We start from the raw sequence: 23,043 nt of genomic DNA, 5'->3' as shown, positions 1-23,043 counted from the left end.
CTTGCCGACAATTCGCGCTGCGCCACGAATCACTTCGCGCTGCGGCCGGCTTTCGATCCGCCAGTGCACCCGCAGCATTGCTTCGCTGTCCAATCCGCTACGAAGGGGTAGACCAGTCGCTGCCGCTTGCTCTTCCGGTGCGTCGAGCCCATTCTGGTCCGCATCGTGGGCCCATAAGGTCGGGCCCAGCGGAGTAGCACCATCGCGGCTCCCGCGAGGTTTTGGGCCATGAACTGCTCGGGTTGCGGTTTCGAGGTTCAGAGCGGCTTTGCCTTCTGCCCGCAGTGCGGCACGAAGCAGCCGAGCGCTTGCCCCGGCTGCGGCTTTCCGTGCGCACCTGATTTCGCGTATTGCCCGAAATGCGGCACTCTCGTCGCTGCGGCGCCCAAAGGTGGCGGGCAGGCAGCGGTGCGGACGGCCTCGACGGCAGTCCCGTCGAGCTCCTCTTCGCCACCGCTCGTGCTCACGCCCGAGGCTCAACACGCATTTCGACCGTCGTCGGACAAAATCGATAGCGAAGCGAACCGCCGCACAATCACCGTGCTGTTTGCCGACCTCAGCGGCTTCACTGCGATGAGCGAGCGGCTCGACCCCGAGGTCATGCAGACGCTCCAGAACGAATTGTTCGCGGAGCTGACGGCCGCGGTGCAGAGCTTTGGCGGCTTCGTGGACAAATTCATCGGTGATGCGCTGCTCGCATTGTTTGGTGCGCCAGCCGCGCACGAGGACGACCCGGAGCGGGCGGTCCGCGCTGCCCTCGACATGATCATCCGGACGGCGCGCCTTAGCGAGCGCGCGAAGGCCTATTCCGGTTCACCGCTGCTGCTCCATGTCGGCATCAACACCGGACACGTCGTTGCAGGCGGGCTGGGCGTAGGCGTTGCCAAATCCTATTCGGTGACCGGCGACACCGTGAATACCGCCCAGCGACTGCAGTCGATGGCGCCTCCGGGCGAGGTGCTGGTCGGACCGTTGACCTACCGTCTGACGCGGCATGCGTTCGCCTATGATTCGCTTGGCGAGGTCTCGCTCAAGGGCAAGATGGGCAGCGTTCTGGTCCATCGTCTGAAGGGGCCGCTCGAGACGCCCCGTGCGGCACGAGGCCTCGACACGCTGGGCCTCGATGCGCCGCTGATCGGACGCGACGCCGAGCTTGCGCGCGTGATTGGCAGCCTTGATCGCGCGTGCGGCGGCGCGGCTCAGCTGGTGCGGCTGGTCGGCGAGGCCGGCATCGGGAAGACGCGCCTGGTGAGCGAATTCGTCGCCCGCATCGGCGAGGAGGATCGCTTCGCAGGCGTGGCGATCCGGCAGGCGGTCTGCTCGCCGCTCGGCGAACAATCCTACGGCGCACTCGCCGCCGTGCTGCGCAGCGCCTATGGCATCGCACAGAAGGCCGGCGCCGCAGAGGCGGAGGCGAAGGTTGCCGAGGCGCTGTCGGAGCTTGGCCTCGCGACTGACGAGGCCGACCGCCTGATGCCTCTCTATCTGCACGTTCTTGGCCACGGCGACCGCGACGCCGCGCTCAGGCACGTCGAGCCCGAACAGCTCCGTCGGCAGATCTTTTTTGCGATCCGCACCGTATTCGAACGCCGGCTCGCGTTGTCGCCGCTGCTGATCATCGTCGAGGATCTGCATTGGGCCGATGCGGTGTCGCTCGAAGCTTTGCGGTTCCTGATGGACCGGCTGGAGCGGTCGCGGCTGATGCTGCTGTTCACACATCGGCCGATGCTGGAGCTGGACCGGTTCGGTTCGAGCCGGATCAGTCACACCACTCTTCGGTTGCCTCCGCTTGGCGACGCTGACGGACAAAGGCTGCTCGCGGCGTACTTCGGTCACGGCCTGCGTGAACCGCCGGGACATTTGTTCAGCCGTATCCTCGAGCGCGCCGGCGGCAATCCGCTGTTCCTCGAGGAGATCATCCGCGGCCTCATCGAAGCCGGCGCCCTCGTGCGTGACGGCGCGCAGTGGCGGATGACGTCGGATGAAGCCGCCGCCGATATTCCGGCAAGCATTCAGGCGTTGTTGCTGGCGCGCCTGGATCGGTTGCCGCATCAGGTGAGGCACCTGGCCCAGGAAGCCGCGGTGATTGGCCCGCGCTTCGATGCGGCCGTTCTCGGTGCGGCGGCAACCGAGCCGGCAAGGGTCGAGCCGGGGCTCGAACTTCTGTGCGACGCCGAGATCGTCGAGGAGGTCGCAGGCTCGAACTCGATTTCGCTGCGGACCTACCGCTTCACGCAGACCATGCTTCAGGACGTGATCTATCAGAACCTGCTGCTGCAGCGTCGGATCGAGCTCCACGGACGGATCGGCGCCGCGCTGGAGCGGCTCTATGGCAACGAGCCCGAGCGGCTCGAAGATCTCATCCTGCTTGGACACCATTTCAGTCTCAGCGCAAGCAAGCCGAAAGGCGCGCGCTATCTGCGCGCGGCCGGCGATCGCGCACGCGCGAGCTATGCCAACGATGATGCCATCCGCTTCTATCAGCAGTCGCTCGCCGTGCTGCCGCTCGCCGGCGGCGAACGGGACCCGGAACGCCTGGTCCTCTATGAGCGGATCGCGGACCTCTGTCGCGTGGCTGGCCGCCGAAGCACGGCCGAGGAGCACTACCGACGCGCCATCGAGGAGCATCGCACGGCCTGGGATCGGATCGGCGAAGCGCGAATTCTTCGCAAGCTCGGCCACTTGTTGTGGGACGCCGGCAAGCGCACCAGCGCAGAGACGCATTATGCCGAGGCGGCCGAGCGGCTTGGCGGGACCGACGCGCCGATCGAGTGGGCGCACCTCCTGCAGGAGCGCGGGCGTCTCGCGTTTCGTGTGGGGGACCACGTCGCCGCCGCGAGGTGGGCAGACGAGGCGCTCGGCTTCGCGCGGTCCGTGCCGGCGAACGCGGACGAGCAGGCCGGGAGCGAGGCGGCGCGCGCCATTGCGGAGGCACTCAATACCAAGGGGGTTGCGCTGGCGCGGCTGGGGCGACACCAGGAGGCGGTGCGCGAGGTGGAGCAAAGTGTCGCGGCAGCCGAAGCCGCCGGCCTCCTCAACGTGGCGTGTCGCGGCTACACCAACCTTGGCGTGCTCTACACGATCGTCGACCCCGCGAAAGCGATGGAGGTTTGCAGACGCGGGCTCGATGTCGCCCACCGTATCGGCGACCTCGGCTTCCAGGCGCGCCTGCTGGCGAATTTTGCTGTCGCCTGTTGCACCTTCACGGACAGATGTACCGACGAGGGGGTGCCAGCCGCCGAAAAGGCGATCGAGATCGACCGTGCGCTCGATCAGCGCGAGCATCTTCCGGTGCCCCTGATCGTGCTCGGGCAGATCCATCAATGCCACTTCCGCCCTGACCTCGCGGCGCGCTGCTACGACGAGGCCATCGAGGTCGCGACCGAGACCGGCGAGCCGCAGCAGCTGTTTCCGTGTTATGATGGTCTTGCGACACTGAACCTTGATCGAGGCGACATGCCCGAGGCCGAGCGGTATTTCGCGCTAGCCCATGATGTGTGCTCCCGGCACGACCTCGATCCCGCAGGGCTGATCGTACTGCCATTTCTTGACTAGCCAATGTGAGGGAGTTCAATCATGTCAGACCGTCACGTCGATGCACCACTTCAGCCAGGCGATCGCGCACCGAACATCGTGCTGGACGCCATCACGCGCGAAGGAAAGATCGCGCTCGAGGATTATCGCGGGCATAGTCCGATACTGGTCGGCCTGTTTCGCGGCCTGCATTGCCCGTTTTGCCGGCGCCATATCGCCGCGCAGGCACAGCTCGACGGTGCGTTGCGCGGGAAGGGCATCGAAAGTCTCACGGTCGTCAATACGCCGATCGACCGGGCGCGGCTCTACTTCCGCTATCATCCTTTGCCCAATTTGCTCGCCGCGTCCGACCCCGACCGGATCTCGCATCGCGCGTTCGGCCTACCCAACATCGAGTTCACGGAGAACGAAACCGAGTGGCCGCGCAAGGTGGCTATGGACGTGGTCATGAGCATGAACGTCGACATGCCCGGCGAACTGCCGCGCCCGATGCCCCGGCCGGCGGCCGCCGAGTACCTCAACAACAAGGACGGTTACGAGATGACCGAAGCCGATCAGCGCATGGCGGCGGCCGGCACGGGCCAGCTGTTCGGCCAGTTCCTGCTCGATCGGGAAGGGATCGTGCGCTGGACGTTTACCGAGGTCCCTGACGGCGGCCAGCGTATGTTCGGAGCGCCGAGCCCACAGGAGCTGATGTCGGCCGCCTCGCGGGTGGCGAGCTAGGCGTCGCCGTCTGGCGACTAACCCGCCGCGTGCGGCCGTTTCTCTGCCAGCGCCGCCGCCATCGCCGAGATCAGCGGACGCATGAAATAGGCGTCCTCTGCCGGCGAGACATCCGTGCGCAGGCCATGCGCGGCGAGCTCGCCGGAGACGGCCGGCCCTATCGAGGCGATCAGCGTCCGCTCCAGGCCAGCGCGAAGGCGGGCCTCGCTGCCATGCGCCTTGGCGGCCTCGATCAGGCGGCGGACCTGGCCGAGATTGGTGAGCGCAATGGAATCGATCCGGCCTTCCGCCATGTCCTCGATGGCGGCGACGATGCTGGCGTCTGCGGCCTTGGAATCGTAGACATAGGGCAGCACGCTATCGACCTCGGCGCCTTGCGCGGCAAGCGCGCCGGTCAGCGCGCCGTGGTCCTTGTCCGGATAGAGCTGGAGGCCGAGGCGATGCCCCTTCAGGTCAAGCTTGCCCAGCATCTCGATCACGCCCTCGGTCGTCGGCTTCTCCGTGGTCTGCTGCGCCTCGAGGCCGACCTCGCGCAACGCCTTGCCGGGCTTTGGGCCGCGAGTGAATTTTCGCGATTTGGCGAGCGCGGCGACAAGGGCCTGGTCGAGCCCGCGGGCGGCGGCGAGCTTCATGATCCGTCGCAGGCCTTCGCCGGTCATCAGCACGAGGTCGTCAAAGGGCTTGTCGATGGTGCGGTGGATCCAGGCCTCGACCGGGGCCGGGTCCGGCGCATCGTGGATGGTGAACACCGGGCACTGCACCACCTCGGCGCCTTGCTCGGCCAGGAGCTTTGAAAACTGCGCCTCCTCGCGCGTTTCCAGGATCAGGATGCGGGTGCCGTTCAAGCGGTCGGCCATGGGTGCGCTCCGGTCAAATTTGCAATCGTCCGTTCATCCTGACTCCGCGTGCGGGATTGGCGCAAGAGTGGGGTCGGTGCTAGAGCAGGGTACAAATCGCGGGTCGTTCCGCACCCTCTGCTCAAACCATCATCAAGAACCATGCCCGACCATCAATATGTCCTGACCCTGTCCTGTCCGGATCGACCCGGCATCGTCTCGGCCGTATCGACCTTCCTCGCGCACAATGGACAGAACATTCTCGACGCCCAGCAATTCGACGACGTCGAGACCCGGAACTTCTTCATGCGCGTGGTGTTCACCGCGGCCGATCTCGCCGTGGAACTGTCGGCGCTCCAGACCGGCTTTGCCGCGATCGCCGAGCGTTTCGGCATGGAGTGGCAGATGCGTGACCGCGCCACGCATCGCAAGGTGATGTTGCTGGTGTCGAAATCCGACCATTGCCTGGTCGACATCCTCTACCGCTGGCGCACCGGCGAATTGCCGATGATCCCGACCGCCATCGTCTCCAACCATCCGCGCGAGGTCTATGCCGGGCTCGATTTCGGCGGCATCCCGTTCCACCATCTTCCGGTCACCAAGGAGACCAAGCGCGAGCAGGAGGGCCAGATCATGGACCTCGTCGGCAACACGAAGACCGATCTCGTGGTGCTTGCCCGCTACATGCAGATCCTGTCCGACGATCTCTCGGCCAAACTGTCGGGGCGTTGCATCAACATCCACCATTCGTTCCTGCCGGGCTTCAAGGGCGCAAAGCCCTATCACCAGGCCCATGAGCGCGGCGTCAAGCTGATCGGCGCCACCGCGCATTACGTCACGCGCGACCTCGACGAGGGTCCGATCATCGACCAGGACGTCGAACGCATCAGCCATCGCGATACGCCAGAAGATCTCGTCCGCAAGGGCCGCGATATCGAGCGCCGCGTGCTCGCGCGCGCGATCCGCTACCATCTCGACGACCGCGTCATCCTCAACGGCCGCAAGACCGTGGTGTTTATGGATTAGGCACGTATCGCGGCACTAATCTGCCAATCCAGCAGCCGCCCCGATGACCGTCAAGCTGCTCGTCGAATCCGGGAACGATTTGGCTACAACGGTATTGCGGCGATCGGGAGCGAGCCGCATCTCGACAGGTGGGCGGCGGGAGCCTTCATGGCGCAGATGGTGGTTCGAACAATTCGCGCGGCGTCACGTACCAGAGCAGAAACAGTAAGCCGGCCCCATGGGTCAGAAGCGTGGTCGATAGAGGGGTGTTGAGCAAGACCTGCGGTAGGATCGCGCTAGAAATCATAACGAAGTTGGGCGGCAGATCCGCAGACAGACGATTGCCCAAAGCGATGACCAGCCCGCAAGCAAACGCCGCGATCGGTGCAAACAGAGGGCCGACGGAGGCGACGCCTTCGGTCGCAAACAGCGACGCATTCAGAAATCCGAGCTCATAGACTCGATTCATCACGATCGACAGCGGCTCGTTGTAGGCGCAGGGAACGAACGGCTTCAGGAATCCGATCTGACAGAAATAAGTCAGCTCGTGCCTGGAGAAATAATCATTGTAGATATCGAACGCGTTCGACGGGACGATCATCATTCGAAAATTGATCGTGTAGAAGAGGGTTGGCAACACCACGAAAATGGAGGTGAGGAGCCCTGCAAGCATCGGCAGCAACAGGGAGAGAATGACGGACGTTCTGGATCCGAAATACCTGGCGAGAAAGGCAATAAAGACCAGCCAAACTGGCGTGAAAATAGCGAACTTGGTCAGCGTAACCGGATAAAACAGCAGGGAGAGAACGAGCGCCGCAACCGCGCGCCATATATTTCCTCGCACAACGAAACAGGCAAAAGCGAAGGGCAGCAAGGTGGTGGTGACCATCCCGATCGCGTACCTGAGTGCGGCGGGAAAATTGAGCTTGTCGCGGTAGCTGTAGATATCCTCTATGGCCACAATTCGGAAATTATAGATTGCACCCGCGATGATCGTCGCCAAGGACAACAGGAGGATGAGCGTCAGCAAGTGCTCCAACAAGCGCGCGGGCAGTTCGTATATTCGGCCAACGGGTGAGACCATCAGTGTGGCGGGGACAAGAAACGCAGCAGCCGAAAATGCGGCAGACCATGCAGCCAGTCTGTGATCGTAATTGAAGTCGCTGAAGCAGTTTAGCCAGAGATAGCCGAGGATCATCGAATAGAGATAGAATCCGGCCAGATACCCGAAACTGAAACGAGCTACCAGAAAGATCATTCCGACAAGGGCGAAGGCCGCGACCACTGCCGTTGCCGCCGGCCAACGAGCCGGGTCGTAGAAAATATGGAACGACGCCGCGCTGAAATAATAGGTGCTGAAAGTCGTGACGGCTATCAAGGAGAAGCAGACGGTGACAATGTACAAGCAAATCAGGATACCGATTCCGCCTGGAGCTTCGGCGAGACCGGCAATTGCTTGCCATCTATCCTTTAAAGTCATTCACCGGGTTCCTTAGGGATCGAACGACCTCAATAGGGGCGAGGGGAGCGCCTGGCAACGGGGCGGAGCCGGGACCGCTTGCGGGCTATCACGCCCTGCAACTTCGGAAGTGGATCAGGACACAGGACGAGCCGAATGGGCTTTCGCCCAAACAGGAAAATCTTCGCGCCGCCAGACCCCGATAATCCTGCCGACGCTGACGGAGTCATCCGCAATCTCCAGGATCGGTGGTCCGAACCGCAAATTCAGGATACGGAAGTCGCCGCTGTCTATGTCGGAGTTGTACCCGGCCGCTCGTTCTGTCGTCCTCAGAAAATATCTGCTCCCTGATCTGTGGACGTTTCTGAAGTCTCCGCAACCGATGTCCAGTAGCGACGATATGCCGAGCTCGGATACGACTTTCGGAAGGGGCGCGATGACGTTCTGTGCCGAGTGCCTCGCTTGACCCGGCTCCCGAAGAGGGGTGGCCCTCGTTCATGTCGATGGTGAATCTGTTTCCCCGCGCCTGGCGCAGCCAGTCGATGACTCTCGTCAGGCCAAGACGATGGAGTGTTCCTCGCAAGAACTCGCGCGCCGTGACCCTAAGCGTCATTTACAACTCCAGCAGGGATGCAAGAGCGAACAGTACTTGAAAGCTGTTCGCTGTAGAAGGGGAGGCGATGCCGTTTTCCGGGACAGCGTGGCGGCGAAGTCGCCAACGTCCCTGCGGATGCTCCCGGAATGGGCCGTCAGGCCTGCGGTGGAGGCTGCGACTCGCTCACTTGTCGATGCCCCAATCGACGTATAAACGGTCCGCTCAAGCTTGCGAATTTGCACTCGTATTGCCGCCGAACCGTTCCGGAGGTCGGACCCAGATCGACCTGATTGTGAGTCTCCCAATAATGTCGAGAAAATCCGTAACGATGCCTGACCGCCCCGACTGGGTTCTTGGGGTGGGGTTCGCCCTGTTGGGTGCGGTGTTGGGCGCTGCCGTGCTTTACCAGTCGAGGATGCTGTACTTTTATCAGGCGTTCATGCCGGAGATGGTGTATTCGGCTTGCGGTCACGGCTTCGTGCGTTCCCCGGTCACTCCTCCGCCGATGGTCGATTTCCTGTTCGGACGCAGCCCCGTGTTCGACTGCGCGACGATCGGGATCGCGCCGGAAGAGCCGGCCGGCATCTTCTTTCGTACGCAGCTTTATCTGGGTTGGGCGGTCTCTGCCTTGTGGCGCGTGACGTCAATCAGCTACTCGAATCTTTGGCCACTGGTGTCGGCGCTGGTCGGTGCCTATGCGTGTGGCTGCTTCGTTCTGGTTCGTCTCTTTTTTGCGAGATGGCCTGCTGCAGCAGGCGCAGCTCTCCTGGCTCTGTCGCCGGTCATGCTGTCGATGGTTCCATATTTCCGGGACTTCTCCAAGGCTCCATTTTTCATCTGGGCCATCGTGTTTCTGATTTTGACCATCCGCGCCGAGTTGCCGCGCATGGCCTTGTTGTGGGCGGCTCTTTCCGGCGTGGCGGTCGGCCTGGGAGTCGGTTTTCGTTCCGACGTTTTCATCCTGTTGCCAATCGGAATCATCGCATTGATGGTCGCATCGGGACTGAAGAGATGGATGGTTGGTATCGCAACAATGGCAGTTTTCGTCGCGACAGCCTTGCTTTCTGCCGCGCCGCTGTTGGGGGGCGGAAGCGCCGGAGCGTCCGGTGTGTTGCTGATGCAGGGCTTGTCCGATCCATTCCAGAGTTATCTGGATTTGGGGCCTGTGCCATATTCGCTTGGAGCGCGTTATTCGGACGAAATCGTGCTGTCGTCCGTCGCCGCAGATTTGCGTCCTGCCGATCCGGGTTGGGATGCGGGCGAAGGCAAGCTTGGCCACTCGGTTTCGCAAGCAATAACACGATCCGGTTCTTACTTGCTGAGTTGGCTTCCATACTTTGCCGGCGATGTGACGACGCAAGCGCTGAAATCCGCCGCCTGGGTGGTCGTGTTTCCGGAACTTGTCGCGCCCGGGCGTGTCAATCTGGATCCAGGGGTGCCGGTGCGTGCGGCCCCGCAGATCGCGCGCTTGTTGAACCGGCTCTACGATCGCCTGGCGAATTCATGGGTTGCGATCGTATGTGCGGCAGGATTTATCGCGTTCTTCTGGCGAGAGGCGGCAGTCAGGCCGCGTGAAGCGTTCGCTCTGTTTTTGATGTTCGGAGCGCTTTTGACGTATCCGGTGGTGCAGTTTTCGGTCCGACACGTCTTTCATCTCGAGTTCATCTGGATCCTGGCTGCTCTCTCGTTTTTCAGCGTTCCCTTTGAATGGTCACGGCTTCGCGGTGTTTTGCCTCGCTTCTTGATCGTTGCCGCGATCGCGTTTGTCGGACTGATTTCGATGTACGCTGGCATGGCCATGTATCAGGATCGCGTTCTGCGGCATCAAGTCGAAGCGTTGCTGGCGGAGCCAAGAGAACCGATTGCCCTCGTCTCAAAATCCTCGACAAGCGAGGCAGCGATCTTCAGTTTACCGCTGCCCGACAGATATCGCGCGCTTGTCGAAAGCGCCCCGGACAGTATGACCCCCAAGCTTGGCGAACAGAGTCTGCAATGGGATGTGCGGGCTGCGGGAGACCGTATCCTCCTGACTTTTGGCGGAGAGAGCTGCTCGGAGGGCACGGCGGCGGTTTCATTTCGATACGCCACGCGCGAAGGGATATGGCAACGCCTCGATCACAGCATCTCGGTGGACCTTCCGCAGGACCGGGCTTCGTTCAGCACCGTGTTGGTGCCGGCGTTCTATCGGCCGACCCAGTATCTGTCCGACATCCAGCTTCCGGCCAAATATTCGACGTGTCTTGTCAAGGCTGAGAGAATGATCGGGCAAACAAAACTTCCGATTCTCTTGGACGCCGTGCTCGCCCCTGGATGGCAGAACCGGCCCCTACATCGCGCGTTTGGGGGATTCTCCACATTCGGAACCAAATGACAGGGCACTGGCGATGCCGAGGGTTCGTGCGCCGGTCGGGTTGTTTCGGTTGGAATCCGCCCAAACCGGACCTTTGGCCGTCCAATTTCCGCTTAAGTCCCGTATCGGCCCTGTCTGGGGCAATCGGCGGTTGCGGAACCTCAAGGGGTTCTGTAGCAGTTTCCAAAAGGCCGGTTCGGGTTCGATTGCAAGACGCTCGCGGCGGCGTCAACTTTGAAAGATCTGGGGACGTCAATGTTCGAAGACAAATGCTTGCTCATTACGGGAGGCACCGGATCTTTTGGTAACGCAGTGCTGCGTCGCTTTCTCTCGTCAGGAATTCGCGAGATTCGTATTTTCAGCCGCGACGAGAAGAAGCAGGACGATCAGCGCAAACTGTACCACTCCGACAAGCTGAAATTCTATCTGGGCGATGTCCGCGACTATTCGAGCTTGCTTGGCCCGATGCGCGGCGCTGATTTCGTGTTCCATGCCGCCGCGCTGAAGCAGGTGCCATCCTGCGAGTTTCACCCCATGGAGGCGGTCAAGACCAACGTCGTGGGAACGGAAAATGTGCTCGAGGCGGCGATAGCATCCCACGTCAAGCGCATCGTCTGCCTCTCGACAGACAAGGCCGTGTATCCGATCAATGCAATGGGAATTTCCAAGGCGTTGATGGAAAAGGTCATGGTTGCCAAGTCGCGCAATCTCGATCCACGATCGACCGTGATTTGCGGCACCCGGTACGGCAACGTCATGGCCTCGCGCGGCTCGGTCATTCCGTTGTTCGTTGATCAGCTTCTCGCCGGCAAGCCAATCACCATCACCGATCCGAACATGACGCGCTTCATGATGTCGCTCGGTGATGCAGTGGATCTCGTGCTCTATGCGTTCGAGCACGGCGACAACGGCGACATCTTCGTTCAGAAGGCCCCGGCTGCGACGATCGAGGTTCTGGCCAAGGCGATGGTGGAAGTTCTTGGCCGTCCGGATCACCCGATCCAGATCATCGGCACCCGTCACGGCGAGAAGCTGTACGAGACGCTGCTCAGCAGGGAGGAGCGCGCCAGCGCCCAGGATCTCGATCTCTACTTCCGTGTTCCGCCGGATTTGCGCGACCTGAATTACACTAAATTCTTCGAGGAGGGCGAAACGCAGATCTCGATCAGTGAGGATTACAATTCTCACAATACCGAGCGGCTCGATGTCGTCGGTATGGTCAAGTTGCTCAAGAGCCTCGATTACATCCGCACAGTCGTTGCAGGTCGCACACCCGTCAACGAGGGATGACAGGGCGGCATGGTAGACACGATGGGGCCGGGCGCGCAGGTCCTGTCCGTAACGGGTGGTTGGTCGTCAAATTGCGACAGAAGAGATGTGGGATGTCGGATTCATGACTGGTGGCAAGCTGAAGGTCGTCACCGTAATCGGGACCCGACCCGAGATCATCCGGCTGTCGCGCGTCATCGCCAAGCTGGACCAATTTTGCGATCACACGCTGGTCCATACTGGACAGAATTACGACTACGAACTGAATCAAATCTTCTTTGATGACCTCGGCATCCGGAAGCCGAACATTTTTCTCGGGGCGGCAGGTGCGACAGCGGCCGAGACGATCGGCAACGTCATCATCGCGACGGACCGGGTTCTGGCAGAGCAAGCTCCGGAAGCGCTGCTTATCCTCGGCGATACGAACAGCAGCCTCGCGGTGATCGCAGCCAAGCGCCGCAGGATCCCGATCTTTCACATGGAGGCGGGTAACCGCAGCTTCGACGACCGCGTTCCAGAGGAGATCAATCGACGGATTGTCGATCACACCGCGGATATCAATCTCACCTATTCGACCATCGCCCGAGACTACCTGCTCCGAGAGGGATTGGCGCCCGACCGCGTCATCAAGACCGGGAGTCCGATGTTCGAGGTGCTGGAGCATTATCGTCCTCGGATCGGGGCGTCCGACGTGCGGGCGCGACTCGGGCTGGAAGCCGGGCGCTATTTCGTCGTCAGCGCGCACCGGGAGGAAAACGTCGACTCCGAGACGAATTTCGCCAAGCTTCGGGAGGTGCTCAATGCGGTCGCCGCGCAGTTCAACCTTCCGGTTATCGTCTCGACCCATCCGCGCACCCAGAAGCGGATCGACACGAAGAGCATGTCGTTTCGGCCGGAAGTCCAACTGCTGAAGCCGCAAGGATTCAGCGACTATGTCAATCTGCAAATTGGAGCGCGGGCAGTCCTTTCAGACAGCGGAACCATAACTGAAGAAGCGTCGATCCTCGACCTTCCTGCACTGAACATTCGGGAAGCGCACGAGCGCCCCGAGGGCATGGAGGAGGGGGCTGCGATGATGGTCGGCCTTGATGTGGATCGTGTCATGCAGGGAATTGCGATTCTTGATGCGCGGGCGCGCGGCGTGGATCGCAGCCTCCGGCTCGTATCCGATTATGCGACACCTAATGTGTCAGACAAGGTCGTCCGCATTATTCATAGCTATACGGATTACGTTAAGAGGGTCGTCTGGCGGACATACCGTTAAGAAGGTCGCGCTGGACGTCGCTGGTCGTCCGCACCGTACGCTAGCTTGGATTGGTGTTCCTTGAAGTTGCTCGTCGTCAGCCAGTACTTCTGGCCGGAAAATTTCAAGATCAACGATCTCGTGGAAGATCTCGTAGCGAGAGGTCACGAGGTCACGATCCTGACCGGGACGCCGAGCTATCCCAATCGCAGCGGATTTGCTAATTTCTATGCTGCTCCCGAACGGTTCGAACGATACAAGGGCGCGCGGATATTGCGCGTTCCTTTGCTGGCTCGATCTGCCGGGCTTGGGATCTTGATAAACTATCTGAGCTTCGTCGTGACGGCGACTGTTCTCGGTCCGATCAAGCTGCGATCGACGCTGTTCGACTGCATCTTCGTGTTCGAGCCGTCGCCGGTCACGGTCGGCATTCCGGCGATATGGCTGCGTCGGCTGCGAAGGGTACCCATGGCCTTCTGGGTGCAGGACCTGTGGCCTGAAACGTTGTCTGCCGTCGGTGTCGTGACATCGCCCCGGTTGCTCGGGCTCATCGGCCGTCTGGTCCGGTTCATCTACAATCGCTGCGATCTGATTCTGGCGCAGTCGCACAGCTTTGTTCCGCGGATTGCCGCCAATTGCGATCATCCGGAGCGCATCGTTTATTTTCCCAACTGGGCTGAGCTGATCTATGGCGCGCGCGATCAAGCCGCGGCGCCCGAGGTGCCGCCGGCGCATGGCAAATTCACGGTGATGTTCGCTGGCAACATCGGTGACGCGCAAGACTTTCCAGCAATTCTCGACGCCGCCGAGCATTTGCGCGGACGCCAGGATTTCCGCTGGATTCTCCTTGGCGACGGCCGCATGTCGGATTGGGTCGCTTCAGAAATCAGCCGTCGTGGTCTTGGTGACGCGGTTTTGATGCTTGGACGGTTTGCAGTTGAGCGAATGCCGTCATTTTTCAGCCACGCTGACGCATTGCTCGTCTCATTGAAGCCGGACCCAGTGTTGTCTTCGACGATTCCCGCCAAACTGCAGACCTACCTCGCCGCCGGTGTTCCAGTTCTCGCGATGATGAACGGTGAGGGCGCGGCGCTGGTCCAGCAGGCAGGAGCCGGTCTCGTGTGCCCCGCCGGTGATGCGAAAGGACTCGCCAACGCTGTCGTGCAGCTCGCGAGTTTGACGCCGGATGAGAGGCGCGCGATGGGAGCGCGCGGACGCGATTTTGCGACTGCTGAATTCGATCGCAAGAAGCAGATCGACAAGATCGTGAGCTGGTTGTCCGAATTGCGCCATTCGGGCGACGGGAAGCGGGAGTCGCGTTGATTGGAGCAGCGTCGGCCATCGACGCTGATCTCCGATCCGGACGTCGCGGCTCGGACCAACGATGCGTCCGGAATGCTTACCAGCCCGGCGACCTCTGCGATCTCACTTCGGCCGAACGATGGCATATCGCCTGCCGTTCGTGTTCGGGTCGGCTGACGTCGCTTGCCGAGAAAATGGTTCCCACTCCTCGCCAATGCGAAAATCGTCCGCCTCCGATCTTTTTGATATCCTCGTGCGAGCTGTGCGCGGGCCCGAGCGGCTTTTCGTTTTCGTAGATCACGATCGGTGACCCGGCCTCATCATCGGGGGAGTCAGCGCAATGCGTCAAGCGATGCGATGTATTCCGTTGATGCCTGATACGCATGTCCATCGCCATCAATCTTCGCGAATGGCGCGAGCATGAAGGTCCGGATTATTGGCGGATCCGGTCGCGGGGTGTAGGCCGGTAGTCACCAAGGCGGACGACAGGATCACCGCGGCTTTCGTCGATGCTCTGAATCTCACTGTCATTCCGGCAACGTGCTTCGCAAGCCCTTCGGCGTGTGAGACAACAGCCGTCCGACACGGAGGGGGTTTATAAGTCTTGCATTCGCAGTGAGTCCGAGAAACTTCTTGACGAGCAGGACATTCACGAGCGCTTGCACGGCCGAACTTGCGGCATACACGGTCGCCACGCCAAAAATCCCGAAATTGAACATGGCCCAGGAAGCCAGCAGCACTGTCACGCTTGCGATGATGAGCGTGCTGACCATTGCGGCCCTCTGTCTACCCAGGAGAATGAGTGCATAACCGGCAACGCCGCCGGCCGAAAACATGACTTGGCCGAGACCCAGGATGAGCGCGGCGCCGAAGGCCCGCGAATACGCCTCTCCCCAGATCATCAGTATCAGATTTCGTCCAATGCCGGCGAACAGGACAAATCCAACAAGGGCTGCGAAAGTCGCGCCGGTGGCCGAGAGGGTTAGCAGCCATTGCAAGTACAAGCGGCGGTGTCGCGCCCAGTTCGTCACGATGTGGGGAAGGATTGTGAGCGATACGATTGTTAGCGGGACCGCAAACAGGCTTCCTATTCTCAGTGCCAATCCGTAGCACGCGACGTCTGCAGGGTGTCCGCCGAGCCCCACGACCCAGATGTCGAGCTGGGACGCGGCAACGAAGCTCATGGCCGTTATGAGATTTGGCCAGCTTTCCGCTAAAATGGCTGACGGCGGCGCTGGCGTGATCGGCGCTCGCTGCCAAGAGCGCATCGTTCGTGCCAATTGCACCAGCCCGAGCACGACCCCGGCTAAGGCCGCGAGTACGTTGGCGGTCAGAAGGTGCGAGATGGATAGGGAGAACTTGAAGGCGAGTGCAAATACGAGATAACCGCAGACGATCAGCCCCTGAAGGGCGGGCAAAAACGAAGCGGACACCATGCCGTAGAGTGCGCGATGGATTTCTGCCAGCAAGCCAAGCAGAGCGCCGGCAGCAATCATTGGAACAATGAGCGGAACGAGACTCCAGATCTGCGGGCTCAATGTGTTCCCTGCCGTGCCGAAAGCGAATGCACAGACTCCAACCAGGCATCCGACAGCGAGGCCGGAGATGACGGACATCTTGATCGTTTCGATGGCGACGATCCGAGCTCGCCCCGTGTCTCCCACCGCCATCGCGTGTGAGGCGATCCCGGGCATCGTCACGGGCAGCCCCAATTGAGCGAGGACGACGCTCACACTGACGATGGCCTGGACGAAAAAGAACACGCCGACGTCGTGCAAGCTCAGAGCTAGCGGAAGCAGCAGGCCAATTCCGACGCCAGTCACGAGTTGCAGGACCTTGCCAGCCAAGGCCGTACCGCCGGATCGGCCTGCATTTCCGCCGCTCGAAGGTCCGTCCGCCGGGCGTTTGCGTAGGAAGGTCACCGCCGCATCTCTATGATCGATTGCCCATGCTGTCGACGTCTTGCCCTGACTTGGCACGAAAGCTGACTAAAACTGATCCTTGGAAAGGTCGAGGGAGGCAGACGCTGATGGCGATGTTCTCACGAGATTGGGCTGGAAGAAGCCGGCAATGAAAATCAGGAACAGAACCAGGAAGCCAAAAAGCGTGTCGGCCGACTGGAACACCTGATTGTTCGCCGGAAAATAGAAGACCATCATGTTCAGCAGGTAGAACATTGCCAGCGCGATGACGGATCCCGTCATCAAAAGATTGCGCCATACCAGACCGTAAAGGGCGCCAATGATCAGAACGAGGATCAATGAGCCGGATACGCCGAAATCCGAGATGAACCACGCGAACGCGGAATGCCAGGTTGTCCAGAGACTCCAATCGTATTTCTTTTCGATAATCGGCAGAAGTGTATGGAAGTACCAGCTGTCGCCGAGGAGGGCATTGGCCTTCCTCAGGATGACCATGGAGCTGGTGAGCCCCCAACCCAGTCCATAGTCGGTTTCTGCCAGCGCGAGGGAAAGTCCATAGTAACCGACGCCGAGGTATCGCGTGACCGTCTCGTAGCCCGGATACAGCGCCGGCGGAAGGATTTCATAAATCGCTCCGGATCTCTGCGCGTCAAGATTCAATGGCGTGAAGTGGCCTACGTTAGAGGCCGGATCGCGGTACGAGATGAAGTAAACGAAGATCCACAAGAACAATGCGATTCCAACCATCGCGGAGGAGATCAAGATCCAGATCCTGCGGCGTGAGGTTCGTCCTGAAAAGACGTAGTATAGTCCAAGAGTCAGCGGCAGCAGCACCGTCAATTGGAATAGACCGCGATTAACGCCGATGTGAGTGTAGACCAGCAGAAAAATGAGACAGGCGAAGATGTACGCAATCCGATAGGGCCATCCCAGCCGAGGCCATTGCTGAACTGCTCCAGTCAGCGCGAGAAAGAAGAACGGGCTGAGCAAGGCGGCCGCGTACTCGAAATAGGTCCACCATCCCCGCGTGAGATTCCTCGCAACGAAGATATCGTAATTATAGTTCGCGCGCGACAATTGAAGAGAAACCGGTGGAAGCAGCGAGTCGGTTCGTGCCACGGACAAGATCAGCACACTGAGAACCATGAGCAGAATCGCAACCTTGATCGTCGCGGTTTCGCGATGATTTGCGACAGGCGATCGCCATGGCGGAGATACGAAGGCACCGCCGATCGCCCCAACGAAGAACAAGGCGATGGCCGTCGTGAGATAGAGGTAGAAGTATTCCGGCTGTTGCACTGGCCAGGGCCACGGGCCGAAACGAAAGGCCAGCACGGTCAATGCAAGATAGATCGTCATGGCTATTGGCGCGCCGGTCAGCACAAGGGAGCCGGGACGCCCGGGAGTCTTAAGAACCATGTGCGCAGAGCCCTGTGGCGATGAGAATCATGACGGCATCAGCTGCTGCGTCGAAAGCGTCCAACCAAGCGCGCGATCGGTTGCTTCAACTGAGGGGGGATCACCGCGCGAACCAGTCTCGACATTGCCTTCAGATTGAGGCTGGCGGGATCGTATCTGTGGGCGGTCATGATCGACCGGGCAAACCGCGTTAGATGACCGTTGCGGAGATGTCCGCGAGCCGCAACAAGGTTTGCATTGGCAACCGCGAGGTTCTTGCTGGCGCGCAGCGAGTCAGGACAGAACGGGCCATCGAAGAACTGTTCCGCAACGTTGATGAACTCATCGACCAGCTTGTCCGACACGATTCCGCTGACTGAAAGAGATCCGGAGTGGACTCTATAAAGCGCCAGCACTTCCGGATTGAAATCAATGCGGCCAAGACATCCCACCCGCATCCAGAATTCGCGATCCGGTGCGAGCTTGTAGCGAGAGTCCCATCCGCCGACCGCGTCGTATACGCTCCGACGAAATATGGCGCCCGGACCAATGTAACACTCTTGTTCAATCACGAGCTCTGCCAAAGAAAACGGCCGGCCCCCGCGCTCCCTGACGACCCTGCCGTTCTGATCGATCAGATTTGTGTTTGGGAATGTCGCTACCGCTTCAGGTTCTGCTTCCAGATGCTTGACCAGGGTAGCAATCGCGTCCGGTAGCAGGATGTCGTCGTCGCTCAGGTAACCGAGATATGTTCCGGTCGATGCGCCCCAGCCTGCCGTCAACGCTGCGACTTGCCCGGCGTTCGATTGCCGCAAGACCTTGACGCTCGGAGAAAGCGTCGCGAGATACTCCCCGGTCGCGTCGGTCGAACCGTCGTCGACGATGATGAATTCGATATTGCGGTAGCTTTGATTGAGTACCGAGTCCACCGTCTCCGGCAGATATTTGGCGCGGTTATAGGTAGGCGTCACCAAGCTTATCAGCGGCAGTTCGGTCAACATATATCTCCAACTTTATCGCTGCCACTGCCGAGAGTTGGCCGCTGATCCGTAACTACTACAGGCTTGCTATCTGGCGCAATTCCCGGTAAATCGTCGATCTTCGGCCTGGGGACGACCCGTTCGCTTTCGCGGCTGTCGTGGCTGCGGTCATTGGCCCGCCGATGATCTTCGTCGTACGACTGACACACTCGCCTGGATGCGCGATCGCGTTGGGTTTGGAAGGGAATACCCCGAGCCTGACGTTGCCAAATGTCGATACTGCCGCGACAGTATCGTTCACTTCCAGCGCGAAACCAGATCATCATGAAAGTCTTGGCATTTAACAGGCACTACCTGCCGGGCTTCAAGGCGGGCGGACCGATCAGGTCGCTGGCAAACATGGCGGAAGCGCTCGGCGACGAGATCGGATTTTTCATCGGGACACTTGATCGCGACTTGGGGGATACCGAACCGTATCCGCAGATCGATACGAATGCCTGGATCAAGACCGGCAAGGCCGAGGTTCGATATTTTGCACCCGGAAACGTTTCCATCCGGGCCATCCGCGCCCTGATTGAAGAGCTTCGACCTGACTGCATCTACCTCAACAGCTTCTTCGATCCGATTTTTAGCTTGCGCGTCCTGGTCGCTCGGCGAATTGGTCTTACTCCACGCATACCATTGCTTCTTGCTCCGCGTGGAGAGTTCTCGCTTGGAGCCCTGACACTAAAGAGCCTGAGGAAATTGGCGTACATCAAGGGCGTCTCAATGTGCGGATTGACCCGCGGCGTCATGTGGCATGCTTCCACCGTGATCGAAGCCGACGATATTTCCCGATCGATGTTGATCGACTCGTCTTTGATCGCAGTCGGATCCGATCTGGCCACTGCGCCGCCTGCAAATGCAGCTTCTGCGTGGAAGCCACGTGAGAGTGGTCGTCCATTTCGCCTTTGTTTCTTGTCCCGCATATCGCCGAAGAAAAATCTGACCGGCGCGTTACGGGCGGTCGGCCTCGTGAAAGCGAGCGTGATCTTCGATATCTACGGGCCAAAGGAGGACGAGGCCTATTGGGCGGAATGCCAGAAGCTCATCGACGAGCTGCCACCGCATGTCAGCGTCACCTATCGTGGTGAAGTTGCGCATCAGGACATTGCATCGGTCTTTGCCTGCTATGACCTGTTCTTGTTCCCGACTCTAGGCGAGAACTACGGCCACGTCATTTTCGAGGCAATGAGCGTCGGGCTCCCTGTGCTCACTAGCGACCAGACCCCGTGGAACGATCTACGCGAAGCGGGCGCGGGATGGGCGATCGCGCCTCATCCCAGGTCCGTCGCGGCTTGCATCGATGAGGCGGCGCATTGGACGTTGGCCGAACAGTCCGCGACGAGAGCTGCGTGCATACGATATGCAGCGCTCATCCTGCAGGATTCGCAAAGCATCGAGCAGAATCGTCAGTTGCTTTTTGCCGCCGCAAGGATCGGCGTCCAGTGAGTCAGTTCCATGCCCGATTTCTCGCCGACTCCAGCGCAGCGCGGCGCGCCGCAGGGGCGCTCTCTCCTGTGGATTATGCGGAAGTCAGCTGGCTGGGATGATCGCGGGGGGCGGGGAACTTTTCGTCCGATGGACCACCGCTCAAGCGGAGGTGAGGACGACGTGCAGATCGTTGGCGACCATCTTGGGGATTAGGCCGCACGACGATGATGGAACATGTTTCAGCCGTTTTGCGCGTGGACGGCCGTTCTCGGTCAAAATGGACGATGCGTCAGCTGATTCGGGGCAAGATTGCAGGTGGGCCCGTTAGCGGCGCCGGGGTGGCGATCAATCCAGCCAACTCCTCATCAGGATGGTTTGGAACTCGGCGGTATCGGATCTTTACCGTGAGTTGCATATCCGCTTTAAGACATTCGGCAGAAGCTTGTGAGCGAGTCAGGATAATAAGGATGTCGTTTCGGATATTGGTCACCGGCTCGTCGGGCTTCATTGGCGAGGCGGTTTGTTCGGCTTTGTCGTCGGCCGGGCATCATGTCCGGGCGGCTTCGCGCAAGCCGGGCAGCGTGGGCAACAATCTGGAATGGGTGAAATTGCCCGATCTCGAAACCCAGGTGGACTGGCATCCGCTTCTCGAGGGCATAGACATAGTCGTGCATTTGGCCGCAATCGCTCACCGGAACCGCGTCGATAGCGGCAACTACACGCGAGCCAATCGTCTTGCGACAAAAGGCCTGGCAGAGGCCTGTCGGCATCATGCGGTCAAACGTTTGATTTTCATGTCGTCCATCGGTGCCCAGGCGGGCTCGGCGGCAGATAGCGTTGTTACGGAAAATGACAAGGCGTGCCCGGTCACGGCTTACGATCGAGCAAAACTTGAGGCGGAAAAGGAAATCAAACGGTCTGGCGTGCCATTTACGATTCTCAGGCCCGTGATCGTTTACGGGCCGGGAGCTAAGGCCAATATCGCTTTGATCGTCCGTATTGCAGGGTTGCCCATTCCACTGCCCTTTGGGGCGTTCCGCAATCGACGCTCGCTTTTGTCAATCGGGAATCTGTCAGAAGCAGTGTTGTTCTGTCTCAGTGGAGACGCGACGCTGAACCAGACCTTCATCGTCTCCGATCCAGAGCCCATCACCATCGCCGAGATATTTGCCACGCTGCGAGAAGGAATGGGACGTTCACCTGGACTTATTTCGATACCGCCGGCGGCACTCAAAGCCATGGTGATTGCAACAGGGCGCCGGTCGCTATGGGATCGGATTGGACGGGAACTCGTTGCAAGCTCGGCTAGCTTGCAGAAGGCTGGATGGTCTCCTCGAGTTGAGACCAAGGCGGGACTGCGTGCCATAGTCGAGCCGCCCTCGAGATCATCGGAGTAATTGATCGATGAAACGGGCGTTCGATTTCGCAGCATCCGCGCTGTTTCTTTTGATTTCCTGGCCGGTTCTCCTCGTCATCATGATCGCCATTCGGCTTCAAAGCCCGGGTGCGGCGATCTTTGCACAGGTTCGCGTGGGAAAAGGTGGGCATCCATTTACCTGTTACAAGTTTCGGACGATGCGTGCGGGAACTGCGAATGTTCCTACTCATCAGGTCGAGGCGTCGTCGGTGACCGTGCTCGGTGAATATCTTCGGCGTTTCAAGGTCGACGAAATCCCGCAACTCTACAACGTACTAGTTGGCGATATGAGCCTTGTTGGACCTCGGCCGTGCTTGCCGTCCCAGGCTGACCTGGTCGAGGCGCGCAAGCGATTGGGAGTCCTGACGGTCCTGCCTGGTATTACGGGCCTAGCGCAAAGCTGGGGTATCGATATGTCGGACCCCAAGCGTCTGGCGGAAGTGGACGCCGAATATATCCGCAGCCAAAGCTTTGCAGGAGATATGAAGCTGATCTGGTCGACCCTTCGCGGGCATGGCGTGGGAGTCGATCGTGTTGTTCGGGACAAGACCAGCTAGCAGCACCGTATGTTTAAATGACGATCAACTCGGTGTTTTGACTGACTGATCAAAGGAGGGTCGAAAGCTCCGAGGATTCCAGCCGAAATCCCGTGAGGCAGGCGTCGAATCGAAGATCATGTCCCTCGTCATGCGAGTGCCCATCGCCACGTTCGCACCTGGAAAAAGTGGTTTCGCGAAAACGAAGCCAGCTCTCCAGATGACAACAGGAATCGGGATGGTCCGTCGGGGTAACCCCATTCCTTCAAAAATCCGGCCTATCATTTCGCGATAGGTCAGCGTCTCGCCGCCGGGAAGGGAATAGAATTTATTCGCAGCAGAAGAGCTTGATGCTGCTGCAATCGCTCCGATGGCCAGGTCCTCTGCATGAACCGGCTGTCGGAGGCCCGACCCACCGCCGACCAATGGCATGAAGCCATACCTTCGGATCAGGCGCGAAAGCGGCGTAATATTGGTGTCGCGGCCAGGTTCGTAGATCAGTGTCGGGCGCAAGATCGTCCATTCGATATCGCTCCGTGTGCAAGCCCGGACGATCTTGTCTTCAGCCTCGGCGAGCCTTCCCAACAGCTCTCTCTCTCCAGCGATCTCGCTGTCTCGCTTGGTCATGACACTGGTGGAACTGAAGACGACGATTCGCTTCAGCGAAGGATTGACGATAGCGGGAAGCGCGTCGGCTAGCAGGATTGCATCGGCGGTGCAGTAGAGGGTCGTGAATGCCGGGAAGTTCAAGGTCTCAGGCTTTGCCAAATCACCGCAAAACCAGTCGATGTTTGCAGCGCTCATTCGTGACCTTGAGAGGGCGAGCGGCCGTTGCCCGCTCCGCAGCAGCAGCTGGAGAATATGGCCGCCGACCAGCCCCGTGGCGCCAATAACCAGGCATCTTTTTGCGTCCGCCGAACTCATTCTAGAAATCATTGTTGAATGATCCAGAGTTGCACGTCCAGAAAGCAGCGTCCAGTGAACCATTTGCAGGTTTGATC

16 protein-coding genes are annotated in these 23,043 nt (G+C 60.0%); 10 read left to right on the top strand and 6 right to left on the bottom strand.

Annotation, left to right across the window (positions count from 1 at the left end):
• Positions 1-228: 228 nt before the first annotated feature.
• Complete coding sequence (locus tag GPL20_RS00260) at positions 229-3,555, top strand: adenylate/guanylate cyclase domain-containing protein (protein WP_157326820.1); 3,327 nt, start codon at positions 229-231, stop codon at positions 3,553-3,555.
• Positions 3,556-3,576: 21 nt separating this feature from the next.
• A complete protein-coding gene (locus GPL20_RS00255; protein ID WP_157326819.1) occupies positions 3,577-4,257 on the top strand; it encodes a redoxin domain-containing protein in 681 nt (226 codons plus the stop codon).
• A 17-nt stretch (positions 4,258-4,274) separates the two neighbouring features.
• On the opposite strand, the gene GPL20_RS00250 is transcribed toward GPL20_RS00255, so the two are convergent.
• Positions 4,275-5,114, bottom strand: coding sequence for a uroporphyrinogen-III synthase (locus GPL20_RS00250; RefSeq protein WP_157326818.1), 840 nt, complete (start codon positions 5,112-5,114; stop codon positions 4,275-4,277).
• A gap of 141 nt (positions 5,115-5,255) precedes the next feature.
• On the opposite strand from GPL20_RS00250, the gene purU reads away from it, so the two are divergent.
• Complete coding sequence (gene purU / locus GPL20_RS00245; RefSeq protein ID WP_157326817.1) at positions 5,256-6,119, top strand: formyltetrahydrofolate deformylase; 864 nt, start codon at positions 5,256-5,258, stop codon at positions 6,117-6,119.
• 145 nt (positions 6,120-6,264) lie between these two features.
• On the opposite strand, the gene GPL20_RS00240 is transcribed toward purU, so the two are convergent.
• Positions 6,265-7,578, bottom strand: coding sequence for a hypothetical protein (locus GPL20_RS00240; protein ID WP_157326816.1), 1,314 nt, complete (start codon positions 7,576-7,578; stop codon positions 6,265-6,267).
• 902 nt (positions 7,579-8,480) lie between these two features.
• On the opposite strand from GPL20_RS00240, the gene GPL20_RS00235 reads away from it, so the two are divergent.
• The 4 genes from GPL20_RS00235 (at position 8,481) to GPL20_RS00220 (ending at position 14,337) form a co-directional block, all read left to right on the top strand.
• On the top strand, positions 8,481-10,523 hold the full coding sequence (locus GPL20_RS00235; protein ID WP_157326815.1) for a hypothetical protein: 2,043 nt from the start codon (positions 8,481-8,483) through the stop codon (positions 10,521-10,523).
• A 234-nt stretch (positions 10,524-10,757) separates the two neighbouring features.
• Positions 10,758-11,792 carry a polysaccharide biosynthesis protein gene (locus tag GPL20_RS00230; RefSeq protein ID WP_157326814.1) on the top strand — a complete coding sequence of 345 codons (1,035 nt, stop codon included), beginning with the start codon at positions 10,758-10,760 and terminating at the stop codon, positions 11,790-11,792.
• A gap of 103 nt (positions 11,793-11,895) precedes the next feature.
• The gene (gene wecB, locus GPL20_RS00225; RefSeq protein WP_157326813.1) at positions 11,896-13,035 is read left to right on the top strand and encodes a non-hydrolyzing UDP-N-acetylglucosamine 2-epimerase; all 1,140 of its coding nucleotides are present in this window, start codon (positions 11,896-11,898) and stop codon (positions 13,033-13,035) included.
• Positions 13,036-13,095: 60 nt separating this feature from the next.
• Positions 13,096-14,337 carry a glycosyltransferase family 4 protein gene (locus GPL20_RS00220; protein ID WP_157326812.1) on the top strand — a complete coding sequence of 414 codons (1,242 nt, stop codon included), beginning with the start codon at positions 13,096-13,098 and terminating at the stop codon, positions 14,335-14,337.
• 506 nt (positions 14,338-14,843) lie between these two features.
• Here the strand turns inward: GPL20_RS00220 and GPL20_RS00215 are convergent.
• From GPL20_RS00215 to GPL20_RS00205, 3 genes are all read right to left on the bottom strand, one after another.
• Entirely contained in the window at positions 14,844-16,163 is a 1,320-nt protein-coding gene (locus GPL20_RS00215) for a lipopolysaccharide biosynthesis protein (protein WP_157326811.1), read from the bottom strand.
• 141 nt (positions 16,164-16,304) lie between these two features.
• Positions 16,305-17,597 carry a hypothetical protein gene (locus GPL20_RS00210; protein WP_157326810.1) on the bottom strand — a complete coding sequence of 431 codons (1,293 nt, stop codon included), beginning with the start codon at positions 17,595-17,597 and terminating at the stop codon, positions 16,305-16,307.
• A 98-nt stretch (positions 17,598-17,695) separates the two neighbouring features.
• Positions 17,696-18,637, bottom strand: coding sequence for a glycosyltransferase (locus GPL20_RS00205; RefSeq protein WP_157326809.1), 942 nt, complete (start codon positions 18,635-18,637; stop codon positions 17,696-17,698).
• A 303-nt stretch (positions 18,638-18,940) separates the two neighbouring features.
• Between GPL20_RS00205 and GPL20_RS00200 the strand changes: the two genes are divergently transcribed.
• From GPL20_RS00200 to GPL20_RS00190, 3 genes are all read left to right on the top strand, one after another.
• On the top strand, positions 18,941-20,107 hold the full coding sequence (locus tag GPL20_RS00200; RefSeq protein WP_157326808.1) for a glycosyltransferase: 1,167 nt from the start codon (positions 18,941-18,943) through the stop codon (positions 20,105-20,107).
• A 449-nt stretch (positions 20,108-20,556) separates the two neighbouring features.
• On the top strand, positions 20,557-21,486 hold the full coding sequence (locus tag GPL20_RS00195) for an NAD-dependent epimerase/dehydratase family protein (RefSeq protein ID WP_157326807.1): 930 nt from the start codon (positions 20,557-20,559) through the stop codon (positions 21,484-21,486).
• A 7-nt stretch (positions 21,487-21,493) separates the two neighbouring features.
• On the top strand, positions 21,494-22,063 hold the full coding sequence (locus GPL20_RS00190) for a sugar transferase (RefSeq protein ID WP_157326806.1): 570 nt from the start codon (positions 21,494-21,496) through the stop codon (positions 22,061-22,063).
• A 24-nt stretch (positions 22,064-22,087) separates the two neighbouring features.
• Here GPL20_RS00190 and GPL20_RS00185 read toward each other — a convergent pair whose 3' ends face one another.
• Positions 22,088-22,966, bottom strand: a complete 879-nt coding sequence (locus GPL20_RS00185; RefSeq protein WP_157326805.1) for an SDR family oxidoreductase — start codon at positions 22,964-22,966, stop codon at positions 22,088-22,090.
• Between the last annotated feature and the right edge of the window lie 77 nt (positions 22,967-23,043).

Origin of the sequence: Bradyrhizobium cajani, from assembly GCF_009759665.1 — a bacterium.
Lineage (GTDB): Bacteria > Pseudomonadota > Alphaproteobacteria > Rhizobiales > Xanthobacteraceae > Bradyrhizobium > Bradyrhizobium cajani.
Note: the sequence above shows the minus strand (reverse complement) of the source record. Positions and strands in the feature narration are given on the sequence as shown.

Bases quoted from the DNA above. Each gene is read 5' to 3' on its own strand.
- GPL20_RS00260 (WP_157326820.1), top strand. From the start codon at position 229: ATGAACTGCTCGGGTTGCGGTTTCGAGGTTCAGAGCGGCTTTGCCTTC.
- GPL20_RS00205 (WP_157326809.1), bottom strand. From the start codon at position 18,637: ATGTTGACCGAACTGCCGCTGATAAGCTTGGTGACGCCTACCTATAAC.
- GPL20_RS00200 (WP_157326808.1), top strand. From the start codon at position 18,941: ATGAAAGTCTTGGCATTTAACAGGCACTACCTGCCGGGCTTCAAGGCG.
- GPL20_RS00230 (WP_157326814.1), top strand. From the start codon at position 10,758: ATGTTCGAAGACAAATGCTTGCTCATTACGGGAGGCACCGGATCTTTT.
- GPL20_RS00195 (WP_157326807.1), top strand. From the start codon at position 20,557: ATGTCGTTTCGGATATTGGTCACCGGCTCGTCGGGCTTCATTGGCGAG.
- GPL20_RS00185 (WP_157326805.1), bottom strand. From the start codon at position 22,966: ATGAGTTCGGCGGACGCAAAAAGATGCCTGGTTATTGGCGCCACGGGG.
- GPL20_RS00210 (WP_157326810.1), bottom strand. From the start codon at position 17,597: ATGACGATCTATCTTGCATTGACCGTGCTGGCCTTTCGTTTCGGCCCG.
- GPL20_RS00235 (WP_157326815.1), top strand. From the start codon at position 8,481: ATGCCTGACCGCCCCGACTGGGTTCTTGGGGTGGGGTTCGCCCTGTTG.
- purU (WP_157326817.1), top strand. From the start codon at position 5,256: ATGCCCGACCATCAATATGTCCTGACCCTGTCCTGTCCGGATCGACCC.
- GPL20_RS00240 (WP_157326816.1), bottom strand. From the start codon at position 7,578: ATGACTTTAAAGGATAGATGGCAAGCAATTGCCGGTCTCGCCGAAGCT.
- GPL20_RS00190 (WP_157326806.1), top strand. From the start codon at position 21,494: ATGAAACGGGCGTTCGATTTCGCAGCATCCGCGCTGTTTCTTTTGATT.
- GPL20_RS00255 (WP_157326819.1), top strand. From the start codon at position 3,577: ATGTCAGACCGTCACGTCGATGCACCACTTCAGCCAGGCGATCGCGCA.
- wecB (WP_157326813.1), top strand. From the start codon at position 11,896: ATGACTGGTGGCAAGCTGAAGGTCGTCACCGTAATCGGGACCCGACCC.
- GPL20_RS00250 (WP_157326818.1), bottom strand. From the start codon at position 5,114: ATGGCCGACCGCTTGAACGGCACCCGCATCCTGATCCTGGAAACGCGC.